Raw genomic sequence first — 12,401 nt, forward strand, 5'->3', positions numbered from 1 at the left:
TTTTCTAAGGATTTGCATTATAAAGTAATGTTTAAGCTAACCGAATAATTTCTGTAAAACGGCACACCGCCAGTAATATATGGTCTAAATGGATCGTTACTTTGGATAGATTCTGGATTTTGACCTCCACTTAATGTTCTGTATAAATAACCAATGTTGCGAGCAGAAACACTTAATCTAGCACCTTTAATATGAACTTTATCCAATAGAGAACTTGGTAAACGGTAACCTAAAGTAATTTCGCGTAACATAATCCACGAATTTTTAGAGGCCGTTTCGTTACCATTAATATTTGTTCCCCATCCGTAGAAAGTGTTGTAATAAAGTGAAGCTTTCCATGGTTCAACCAAACCTTGATCGTAAGCTTGTCTGAAAGTCATCCCTCCTATACTTATACCTGGCTTTAATGGACTCATCTGACCTGCATCGAAAACTGCATCAGGAATAACACCATCATATCTAGTTTGGCCAGTGTAAGAATCTTTACGAGCCACCCCACCATGTTCTTGATCTCGGAAGTTTAAAGTATTTGCAGATGTACCTTGACCAGAAGCATAACTTAAAGATTCTGAATAAACGTAACCTCCAAAACGACCATCAACCTGAGCAAATAAACTTAAGTTTTTATAGCGCAAAGTTGTGCTAATTCCACCAGTTAAATCAGGCTCAATTTTACCAATGTTAATTCTTTTCTGATCATCAGAATAATCAGGATTAACGATTGCATAATCTGCGATATCATATTTTACCGTTGGATTAGTATTGGTTTGGCGACTGCTCACTTGAATAATCGGGAAGCCTGTTGCTGGATCCTTTTTAGATGCAGCCCAAGTTTCAGCAGTTAACACACCAAATTCTCCACCTTCGTAAGCATAAACGTTGGCACCATCGTAACCACCGCTTAATTCCCATTCTTTTATACCGTTTCCAAACTCGATAACTTTACTTTTATTGCGGGCTAAGTTTACGGCAAAATTTAAGTTCCAATCTTTACTGCGGATTGGCGTTACGTTAATTAACAACTCCAAACCCTTATTCTGAATGTTACCTGCGTTAAGGAAATTTCTGCTAAAACCAGTTTCAATAACTCCAGGAACATATAGTAACTGATCGAAAGTATTTGTTTTATACCATGCAAAATCAACATTAACAAGTTCCTTAAATAATCCAAAGTTTGTACCCAATTCTATTGAACGTTGTCTTTGAGGTTTTAAATCTAAGTTTGGTTTAATATCTGCGTTGATTTGCGAGGCACTTCCAATAGTTTGGTTGTTATTGTTAAAAATTGTACCTGGAGCATAACCTGCGCCAGTTGCATAAGGACCAGCAACACCGGCATTACCAACATAAGCTAATGATGCCCGCAATCTTCCGCTTGATAACCAAGCTGGCATATCCGCTTTTAAATGATCGTAAAAACCATAGGATAAATTAACCGAAGGATAAAATACCGAATAGTTATTTGCTCCTGCTACCGCGTATGGGTAAGTTAAGGTTGATAACCAATCGTTACGGCCAGTAATTTCTAAATTTAAATATTCCTTATAATTTAAGTTTAACACCGCACCCAAACCAATGGTTTTAGTATTGGCCGTACGCGATCCTGGATAATTTACACCGTTATAACTGTAATTGTAATAATAGTTTCTTTGAATATCATTAACAGAGTTTGCAGGAAAAAACTGATTGGGTACTGCCAATCCACCGTTTGTACTCACGCCATAGTTTTCTGATAAACCGTTGCCATAAATTTCATTTAGTAATCTTAAATCAATATTTAAATCATCATTAAGTACCTTCTTAGCTGCGTGAGCCATAAATAATAAGGTATAATCTGTCGAATAATTTCCTCTACTCGCATATTCACCTCCCGCATTATTTTTATCGTTACCGTAGTTTTTGGTCTCTTCGTAAATTTTAAGGAAGTTAACATTGGCTCTACCAGATAAATCCAACCATGGTGTAACCTGTGCTTTTAACTGCGCATAACCTAAAAATGAATTTTCGTTTTTGCGATAATTGTTTTTATCGAAAACAGAAAATGCTGCCGTAACACTACTTAAATTTCCGAAAACACCCGCACTATTAATGGAGTTATCTGCATTACGATACGTTGCACGCCAATCGTTATAATCCAAATTACGAGGTAGGTAATAAGTGTTAAATGCTAAATTCGATCCGCCACCATAAGCATATCTACCTTGATTAAAGTAGTTTGATGTAGCTGTATTTGCGTAATTGATTCCGATTTCGGTTGAGAAAACTTTGTTTAAATCGCCACCTACTTTAATATCGAAAGCATTTCTTTTTAAACCGTTATTGGGTAGCATACCTTTACTCGAGTTATTTGAGTAAGATAAACGATAGTTAAATTTATCGTTAGCGCCACTTAATGAAATGTTGTTATTAATAAAATTACCATCCTGATAAAAAGCTTTCCAGTTATCCGGTTGAGCCACGTAAGGTGTCATTCTAGAATGATCGTAGATTACAGGGTGTAATGTTCCATCAAAAGCAGGACCCCAACTACCAACGGTATTTGCCTGAGTTCCATCTGGCGCAAAATTACCTTCTCTAGTTAGCGCACTTCCTTGTCCATAGGTGTTTTGAAACTCCATTGGGCTTTTATAAATATTAGAAGTTTGATAAGTAGAATTAAGTTCAATTCCTAAACCATTGCCAGTCTTGCCTTTTTTAGTGGTAATCACAATTGCTCCATTTAAACCACGAGAACCATATAACGAAGTTGCTGCTGCACCTTTTAATACCGTGATTGATTCATAATCATCTGGATTTAAATTCTTTAATTGAGATCCACCATCTGTATCATCTGCACTTACAATATTGTTTTGAAGTACGTTTCCATCAACCACAAAAATTGGCTGATTGTTGGCCTGACCAGGAGTAGAGCCCAAAACCTTTGCGCCACGGATCTGGATAAATGGAGAGGTTTGAACACCTGCTGCACTCATTACATTTACGTTTACACCGGCAACTTTTCCTTGTAAAGCTGTAATCGGGTTAACTGTATTGGTTCTTGTAATATCTTCGCCCTTTACGGTTGTTACAGCATAACCAAGATTTTTATTTTCTTTGATGATACCCAATGCCCCAACTACACTTACCTCTGTAAGTTCATTTGCATTATCTTTTAAGGTGATGTTGATTGAAGATTGATCGCCAACTGAAACCTCCTGCTTTGCAAAACCAATGGCCGAGAAAACCAGCACTTCATTGGTATTTGCTGAAACAGAAAACTTTCCATTTGCATCAGTTTGAGTACCCCTTGTTGTTCCCTTAACGGAAACACTTACACCTGGAAGGGGGCCAGATGCTTCCCTTACCGTTCCGGTAATGGTTTTTTGTGCAAAAGCTGTTATTGTTAAAAAAGTTAACAACAATATACTTAAACACTTTAAGTACATTTTTTTCATAATTTTTTTAGTTTAGTATTGATTAGTTGTTTATTTGAGGGATTTTGATTTTTTAATTTTATTTTTCCATAGGTTATGGGTTAGGTTTAGTTTATTCGAATTGGCTATGTTCTAACATTAAACTTGCAGCAGCCAAAAGCTCGGCATCATTTGCAAGTGTTGATAATTTTATGGTGGTTTGTTCTGCAATTCTAGGAATGCAGAATTCGTTAATGGCTTGCTGGATGGGTGGCAATAACATTTTTCCAGCCTTTGCACCTCGGCCACTGAGCACAATACTTTCTGGATTTAAAATGTGAATTAATGTTGCTAATCCTTTTCCAATTTGAAAGGCCGCGTTCGATAATATGGAAATAGCTAAAGGATCTCGGCTGATCACTGCATCTAAAAAATGATCTCCAGGGTGTTTGCTTTTATCTTTAAAAAGCTCTTGCATGCTAGATTCTGCGCCGTCAGCCACTGCTTTTTCAGCCTTTTGAGCCATTACTAAAAGCGAAGTATCTACTTCTAAGCAACCGCGTTTACCGCAGGAACATAAATTATTGCTATCCGATAATGGAATGTGACTAAATTCACCTGCATAACCGCTACTTCCACGATAAAGCTTACCATTAACAATCATTCCCAAACCTGTACCCCAACCAATATTAACAACCATTACATCTTTTAAATCCATGGCTTCGCCAAAGTTGAGTTCGGCCAAGGCAATTAAACTAGAGTCGTTATCGATGTAAACAGGTAAATCCATTTTCAATGATAAATAGGATTGTAGTGTGGCTCCGCCTTCTACTTTTAAATATGAATAATTGATACCTTCCTCTGCATTAACAAAACCCGGCATACCAATTCCAATCCCAATAATATCATCTTTAGAAAGGCCAGAAATGCCAATGCTTTTATTAATAAACTGAATTAAAACATCCGCATTGTTCTCCTCATTAGTCATGTCAAAATCTAACAGCTGAATCGGAATTACCGTGCTTCTTGACAGATCGTAAATTGTTAATCGGGTAATTAACTGGTCCATAGCAACAGCTACGATATATTTTTTATGTTGTGGATTTAGCAAATAGGTTAATGCTCTTCTACCACCTGTTGATGGTGCCAATCCTTGCTCTAAGATGTAACCCTCAGTGATTAATCCATTAACTACCGATGTAACTAATGGTAAGCTTTTTTGAGTAAGCTTACTCAAATCGGTTAGCGATAATACTTTTTTATAGTATAGGTGCTTAATAATATCCGCTCTCAAACGTTGACCTTTTTCTACTATTATCGACATGTTTATTTGATTATTAAAACAAACTTAAAAAATAATTTCAAAACATTACGCAACTTATTAATTTTTTTTAAAAGTATTTTTTCAACAAAAAAAGGCCTGCATCTCTGCAAGCCTTTTATTTATAGATTATAATCTCTTAATGAATACCCCTGAACAACCTACTCCAGCGAATTTTGCTAAAGAAAGAGCCATCTCCATTCCAACTCATCCAGATAAATAATGCTTTACCTACAACATGATCTTCGGGCACAAATCCCCAATAACGAGAATCTGCAGATTGATGTCTGTTATCACCCATCATCCAATAGTAATTCATTTTGAAGGTATAAGAAGTGGCTATTTTATCATTAATATACCAATCGTTCCCTTTTTTCTCTACTTTATTACCTTCATACGTTCTAATTGCTCTGTAATATAACGGCATTGTATTGCTGTCGATTTGAACCGTCCATCCTTTTGCCGGAATTTTAATCGGGCCAAAATTATCTACATTCCAAACTCGTTTAGGATCGTGAGGAAACAAACCGCCATCAGAACCCGCAACTTCAGGCGCCATTGTTATAGACTTTACAAAATCTAATTTTTTAACTTCTTCCGCAATCTCTGGAGATGAATTTGCAATATAAGTATCCGCAGAAACCTGTTGCATATCTGCAGTTTTCAACCCTAAATCCTCAAAAACACTGAAGTTAACATTTGGCGTTTTCAATTCGATTTTATAAGGCATCATGCCTGTACTTTTAATCGGCTCATCTTTACCATTTACATTAGCTACACCATTTTTCATACTAATTACATCACCAGCAATCCCAATACAGCGTTTAATGTAATTCTCGCGTTTATCAACTGGCCTACTCGTAACATGATACTGAGTATTAATGGCTTCTCTTCCGCTCTGTCTAACTAAATCATAATAGCTTGGATTTTGGTTTTCCAATGCTACGGTATCTCCTTCTGGAAAGTTGAAAACAACTACATCATTTCTTTTAATTTCAGATAAGCCAGGTAAGCGGTGATATTTCCATTGAACGCCATCCCAATAGGCTTTTGTACCTGTAATGGGCATAGTATGGTGTGCAAAAGGAAAAGCAACTGGCGTCATAGGAATCCGAGCGCCATAATTTACTTTACTCACAAAAAGAAAATCCCCTACCAATAAAGATCTTTCCATAGATCCAGATGGAATGGTGTAAGCCTCAATAAAGAAAACACGGATAATTGTTGCAGCAACAACGGCAAATACAATTGCATCTACCCACTCACGAGTTTTAGTTTTTTTCTTCTTTTCGGCATTATTTTTCTTCTGCCAGAATTTGTAATTCATATTTTTTATTTAGTTTGCCTCACCCCAGCCCTCTCCCAAGGAGAGGGAGCGCAAAGCGTTAATATCTAGTGCCTGTTATATCTTTCAGCTTTTTACTCAAATATATCAGTTATACTGAAAAATCCTTTTTTATTTTGAAGCCATTCTGCAGCAACCACTGCGCCCAACGCGAAGCCTGCTCTGCTGTGTGCAGTATGTTTAATTTCAATTTCATCAACTTCACTGCTATAAATTACGGTATGTGTTCCAGGAATATTTTCAATCCTATGCGATTCGATTAACAATTGATCCGCTTTTGGAACTAAATCTACATCTGTACCTACAACTTCATTTAGCCATTCATTCTTACGATCCAAATTATCAACTATCCCTTCAGCAAGCGTTATCGCTGTTCCACTTGGCGAATCTAACTTCTGTGTATGGTGAATTTCTTCTACCTGAACCTCGTAAGCTGGATAATTATTCATCAGCTTTGCCAAAGTTTGGTTTATCTTAAAGAATAAATTAACGCCAATACTAAAGTTAGACCCATACAGCAAAGTATTGTTACTGCTGTTACACTCATTTTTAACTTCTTGAAGTTTGCCATACCAGCCCGTTGTACCCACAACAATAGGAACGCCTGCATCAAAACAAGTATCAATATTATTAAGAACAGAATCTGGAGTGCTGAAATCTATCGCCACGTCGGCATTTTTTAGATTTTGACGGGTTAAATCTTCCTGATTATCTATTGAGATTTTTAAAACGATTTCGTGACCACGTTCAAGGGCAAATTTTTCGATAATTTGTCCCATTTTACCATAACCTAAAAGCGCAATTTTCATGGTTTATAATTAAAATGTTAGGGATAGTTTTAGCGCTGGTGTTGCATTAAAACCGTACATAGTATTAGAGTTGATCATTGATGGCAGCACTTTAAAAGAAAGCTTATCATCAATATTAAAGAAATGCAAACGGGCTGCAACATAAGCATCAATAATATTTGCAGCGTAGAGCAAACCATAAGAGAATAATACGATTTGGCCGTTACGGTTAAAAGTACTTTTATTGGCAACTACACCCGCATCAGAATATCTTGCTAAATCTGGGTTACCAGTTGCAGTTTTATTTCCTGCGCTTCTTTCTGCTCTAAATTGTGCTTCTTTTAAAAAGATATTGTAATTCTTTCTACTGTCTATATAAGAAACGGTTAGCGCAGTAAAACCGCCATAAATAGCTACTATTTTACCAATGGTATATACTTTTTGGAAAGCTTGACTTTTGCCTGCTCTAGTTCCATAACCATCGTTAAGCAATTGAATATTATAAATTTGACCTAAGCCTGGAAAAATCATCGACCTAAAAACTGCTTTACGCCCTGCAACCTTACCCGGATTAACATATTTGGCTTTCATCGAATCTTGCCTAGTCATAGGTGCTTTTACCTTAGTTTTGGCGGTATCAACTGGCTTTAATACAGAATCCTTAACCTGGGCTGATGCCAGATTTACAAGGAAAAATGTGAACAAAGAAAGCAGTATTAAAAATTTGCCCTTTTGCATTACCAGTCTAATAATTCTAAAATTCTGTTCAAGTCATCATCACTCATAAAAGGAATTTCTATTGCTCCTTTACCGTTCTGGCTAACCTTTAACTTAACACGAGTTGCAAATTTAGATGCCAAATCATCTTGCAATTTTTGATATTGAAAAGAAACACCTTTTACTTTAGGTTTGTCTTCAGCTTTTAAAGGAGCATGCTGTAAATTACGAACCAGCTCCTCTACTTTGCGTACCGATAAACCTTTATCTAAAATCTCTTGGTGAATAAACAATTGCTTATCAACACCATCAACATTAATTAAAGCACGAGCATGGCCCATAGAAATTCTTGTATCGCGAATAGATGCCTGGATTGCTGGCGGCAATTTTAACAAGCGCAAATAATTGGTAACCGTTGTGCGGTTTTTACCAACACGTTCGCCCAACTGTTCTTGTTTTAAGCCTACTTCATCAATCATTCTCTGAAAACTTAGGGCAACCTCAATTGCGTTTAAATTTTCTCGTTGAATGTTTTCAATCAGTGCCATTTCCAACATTTGTTGGTCGTTCGCACTGCGAATATATGCCGGAATTTGAGTTAAGCCAGCAAGTTTAGATGCCCTAAACCTACGCTCACCAGAAATTAGCTGATATTTATTGGCACCTATTTTCCTAACCGTTATCGGCTGAATAAGACCCTGCACTTTTATCGAATCTGCAAGTTCGTTTAAAGCAACTTGGTCAAACTCGGTACGTGGCTGGTATGGATTGGTTTCAACTTCAGTTAAACTTACGTGACTGATGTTGCCAATCTGCTCGGTTTCGCTTAAGTGATTTACACTTTGCTTAGGCGGATGAGCAGAATCGCTATCATCTAAAAGCGCACTTAAACCCCTTCCTAAACCTGTTTTTCGCTGAAAAGATGTCATCTATAAATTTATAATGTTGCTGTATCTATGTTTTCTTCCTCTTTCAACAAGCCGTTTTTCTTTACAATTTCTCGGGCAAGATTTAAATAATTTATGGCGCCTTTGCAATTTGCATCGTGCATAATTACCGAAACGCCATAACTCGGCGCCTCACTTAAACGTGTATTCCGTTGAATAATCGTATCAAAAACCAACTCGTGGAAATGTGTTCTAACCTCTTCTACAACTTGGTTCGATAAACGCAAACGTACATCGTACATGGTTAACAATATACCTTCAATTTCCAAGTCAGGATTTAAACGGTTCTGCACAATTTTAATTGTGTTTAGCAATTTACCCAAACCTTCCAAAGCGAAATACTCACACTGAACAGGGATGATTACAGAATCTGCAGCCGTTAAAGCATTAATGGTAATTAAGCCTAAAGATGGAGAACAATCGATGATAATAAAATCATACTGATCTTTAATTTTCTCCAAAACCGCCTTCATTTTATACTCGCGGTTATTCAGGTTTATCATCTCTATTTCCGCACCCACTAAATCGATGTGTGCTGGCAATAAATCTAAATTCGGAGTATCTGTTTTCTGAATGGCCTGTAAAGGATCGATATCGTTAATGATACATTCGTAGATGCTATCTTTTATATTTCTGGGATCAAAACCGATACCTGAAGTCGAATTTGCCTGAGGATCAGCATCTACCAATAAAGTTTTATATTCTAATACGGCCAAACTCGCAGCCAGGTTTATAGATGAAGTTGTTTTACCAACACCACCTTTTTGATTTGCTAATGCAATTATTTTGCTCATCTATATCTCCGAAATTTACTTAACGTTTATTTGGGTTGTGTAATTTATGCCTTTTAATTGGCAAAAAGTTCTATTTTTGCGTTGTTTACGCCCTTTTTCTCAATCAGCTAAGATACAAACTATATGGCAATTTTAGCAAAAAGGGCATTCGGGTTTTAAACATCTTATTAACAATTACGCATGGTTACAATTATAGCCGCTACCAATAGGCCCAATAGCAATACGCTAAAAGTTGCTAAATATTACCAACAACAGCTTAAATTAAAAGGTGTAGAAGCCGGCTTATTTAGCTTGGAGCATTTACCAATTGATGTTTTAAATACCGATATGTATGGTAAAAGATCGGCTGAATTTCAAAAAATTCAAGATCTGATTAATGAGACTACCAAGTTCTTATTTATAATGCCAGAATATAACGGAAGCTACCCAGGAGTTTTAAAAGTGCTTATCGATGCTTGCAATTTCCCAGATAGTTTTTACGATAAAAAGGCGGCTTTGGTTGGCGTTTCCTCTGGCAAATACGGCAACATTCGTGGCGTAGATCATTTTACGGGCGTTTGTCATTATGTGCATTTGAATGTTTTACCACTTCGTTTGCACATCCCAAACATTAAAAGCGAGCTTGATGCCAATGGCAATTTAATTCAACCAGACACCATAAAATTTACCAACGAACAAATTGATAAGTTTATTAAGTTTTAAATAAGAATTTTCGGATTTTAAGATTTGAACACTTCGATTTGATCAGCGTTTTTTATCTGCTAAAATCTACGGGAGAATTTAGACTATTAAATTGTCAAAAGTTAAATGCTGAGAACGTGGGGATTGCTTCACCCCACTACATACCTTCCTCTTCTGTTCGCAATGACGAGTATGGTTCAGTTGGCTTCCCCTCAAAGTTAGAAAAAAATTTAAGTCGTTATTAAGCTCCAAATCTAATCCACTTATCACCTTCATGCCCAAAAATAAAAGAACCAGGATGTAACATTTCAGCAATATCCTCAATTAAAGAAACTGCATTTTCGGCTGTTATGGTTCGATTAACATCATCATTTAATAAGATAATTCTGTTGTTTTGAACCGCTTGCCAATCAGGATCCAAAACTGTGGGAACTTCCCTCATCAAATCCGTTAAGGTTTTCCCTGGTTGATAATAAATGATAAATACTGCACTCAAAGCATCAGATTCGATCATTCCGCCAGCTTGAGCAATTTCTTCTGAAAGAAAATAACTTGGGTAATTACTAACATCTAAACAAGCCACGGGCATTTTATCCATAAACTTAATTTTATGCTCTACCAGATCTAAACGTTCCTGTAATTCTTCTTGCTCGGTGGCATCAAGGCCAATAAATAAATCGTTTAAAAAAGACATCTGCATTAAATTTATTAATTTGTGCAAAAATAACATTCCTTAACTCATGCGAGGCTCAATTATATATATATTTTGGTTTTTCTGCGCTATTGTCCTAATTTCCTGCAAAGAAGAATCGGATCATAATGACAAAAAAACATTTAATATTAATCTAGATCAAGGCTTAACTTCCATAGATCCGGCTTTTGCCCGAAACCAAAATGCAATTTGGATGACGAACCAGATTTTTAATGGTTTGGTTCAGATAGATTCTACTTTACAAACCATTCCATGTATTGCAAAAACCTGGCAGATATCTGAAGATGCTTTGACCTACACTTTTAATCTACGCAACGATGTTTACTTTCACGATGACCCAATTTTTAAAAACGGCAAAGGTAGAAAAGTAACTGCTGCCGATTTTGCATATAGTTTTTATCGATTAATCGATCCAAAAATCGCCTCTTCTGGTGGCTGGATTTTTAGCGACAAAGTAAAAGACCAGAAAAATTTTATCGCCTTAAACGATTCTACTTTTCAAATTAAACTGGTTCGCCCCTTCCCGCCATTTATGAGCTTACTCACTACTCAATATTGTTCCGTAGTTCCAAGAGAAGTGGTAGAACATTATGGAAAGGATTTTAGAAGTCACCCGGTTGGCACCGGACCTTTTAAATTTAAGTATTGGAAAGAAGGTGAAATTTTAGTCCTTTTAAAAAACGAACACTATTTCGAAAAGGATAATAAAGGCGTACAGTTGCCCTATCTTGATGCTTTAAAAGCTTCCTTCATTACCGATAAGCAAAGTGGTTTTATGAGTTTCTTAAAAAAGGATCTCGATTTTTATTACAATGTTGATGGAAGCTATCGTGATGATATTCTAACCAAAAGTGGTAAGATGGCTTCTAAATACAAAGGGAAATTTACCCTCACAAAAAGCCCTTATTTGTGTACAGAATATGTGGGCATTTTGGTAGATTCCTCATTAAGCATTGTAAAAAATTCTCCGTTAAGATTTAAAAAGGTTAGGCAGGCCATTAATTATTCTATTGATCGGGATAAGCTGATTAAATACCTCCGAAACGGGATCGGAATTGCAGCAACGTCTGGTTTTATCCCAAAAGGAATGCCCGGATTTGATAGCTTGGCGGTTAAAGGTTATCCCTACAACCCTAAGTTAGCCGCGAAATTATTAGCCGAAGCTGGCTTCCCTGAAGGTAAAGGTTTAACCGAAATTACTCTAAACACCACTACAACTTATAAAGATTTAATAGAATTTATTCAGGGCGAATTAAATGCAATTGGAATGAAAACAAAAATAGATGTGAGCCCAAGTTCTAGTTTGCGAGATTTAATGTCTAAGAACAATGTAAATTTCTTCCGTGGTTCTTGGTTAGCCGATTATGCTGATGGCGAAAATTTCCTTTCTATGTTTTATTCAAAAAACAAAGTTCCATACGGGCCAAACTATACAGCCTTTTACAATAATGATTTCGATAAGCTTTTCGAAAAAAGTTATTACGAGCCAGATAATGAAAAAAGATTTAAGCTTTATCGCCAAATGGATCAAATGGTAATGGATTACTCGCCAGTTGTTCCTTTATTCTATGATCAATCGGTTGTGATGTTACAGAATAACATTTCTGGCTATGCTTTTAATCCGCTAAGCTTAATGATTTTAAAAAGAATCAAAAAAGGGTAATGACAATCTACCAAGTTTGATTTGCATTAATGATAGAAGTG

General features: G+C 36.3%; 10 protein-coding genes. 2 read left to right on the forward strand and 8 right to left on the reverse strand.

What is annotated here, in order from left to right:
* Positions 1 to 17: 17 nt before the first annotated feature.
* From H7U22_RS04570 to H7U22_RS04600, 7 genes are all read right to left on the reverse strand, one after another.
* Complete coding sequence (locus tag H7U22_RS04570) at positions 18 to 3,434, reverse strand: SusC/RagA family TonB-linked outer membrane protein (RefSeq protein WP_187070167.1); 3,417 nt, start codon at positions 3,432 to 3,434, stop codon at positions 18 to 20.
* Positions 3,435 to 3,525: 91 nt separating this feature from the next.
* Entirely contained in the window at positions 3,526 to 4,716 is a 1,191-nt protein-coding gene (locus H7U22_RS04575; protein WP_187070168.1) for an ROK family protein, read from the reverse strand.
* 136 nt (positions 4,717 to 4,852) lie between these two features.
* Entirely contained in the window at positions 4,853 to 6,040 is a 1,188-nt protein-coding gene (gene lepB, locus H7U22_RS04580) for a signal peptidase I (protein WP_187070169.1), read from the reverse strand.
* Between the two features lie 92 nt (positions 6,041 to 6,132).
* Entirely contained in the window at positions 6,133 to 6,867 is a 735-nt protein-coding gene (gene dapB / locus H7U22_RS04585) for a 4-hydroxy-tetrahydrodipicolinate reductase (protein WP_187070170.1), read from the reverse strand.
* Positions 6,868 to 6,876: 9 nt separating this feature from the next.
* Complete coding sequence (locus tag H7U22_RS04590; protein ID WP_187070171.1) at positions 6,877 to 7,551, reverse strand: DUF5683 domain-containing protein; 675 nt, start codon at positions 7,549 to 7,551, stop codon at positions 6,877 to 6,879.
* Positions 7,552 to 7,583: 32 nt separating this feature from the next.
* Positions 7,584 to 8,492 (reverse strand): ParB/RepB/Spo0J family partition protein, encoded by a 909-nt coding sequence (locus H7U22_RS04595; RefSeq protein WP_187070172.1) that lies wholly within the window; start codon positions 8,490 to 8,492, stop codon positions 7,584 to 7,586.
* Positions 8,493 to 8,500: 8 nt separating this feature from the next.
* Positions 8,501 to 9,304, reverse strand: coding sequence for a ParA family protein (locus H7U22_RS04600; RefSeq protein ID WP_187070173.1), 804 nt, complete (start codon positions 9,302 to 9,304; stop codon positions 8,501 to 8,503).
* Positions 9,305 to 9,484: 180 nt separating this feature from the next.
* Between H7U22_RS04600 and H7U22_RS04605 the strand changes: the two genes are divergently transcribed.
* Complete coding sequence (locus tag H7U22_RS04605) at positions 9,485 to 10,006, forward strand: NADPH-dependent FMN reductase (RefSeq protein WP_187070174.1); 522 nt, start codon at positions 9,485 to 9,487, stop codon at positions 10,004 to 10,006.
* Between the two features lie 220 nt (positions 10,007 to 10,226).
* Here the strand turns inward: H7U22_RS04605 and H7U22_RS04610 are convergent, their stop codons facing one another.
* On the reverse strand, positions 10,227 to 10,679 hold the full coding sequence (locus tag H7U22_RS04610; protein ID WP_187070175.1) for a substrate-binding domain-containing protein: 453 nt from the start codon (positions 10,677 to 10,679) through the stop codon (positions 10,227 to 10,229).
* 211 nt (positions 10,680 to 10,890) lie between these two features.
* On the opposite strand from H7U22_RS04610, the gene H7U22_RS04615 reads away from it, so the two are divergent.
* Positions 10,891 to 12,360 carry an ABC transporter substrate-binding protein gene (locus H7U22_RS04615; RefSeq protein WP_248284681.1) on the forward strand — a complete coding sequence of 490 codons (1,470 nt, stop codon included), beginning with the start codon at positions 10,891 to 10,893 and terminating at the stop codon, positions 12,358 to 12,360.
* Positions 12,361 to 12,401: the final 41 nt, after the last annotated feature.

The organism is Pedobacter fastidiosus (genome assembly GCF_014306625.1).
Taxonomy (GTDB): Bacteria; Bacteroidota; Bacteroidia; order Sphingobacteriales; family Sphingobacteriaceae; genus Pedobacter; species Pedobacter fastidiosus.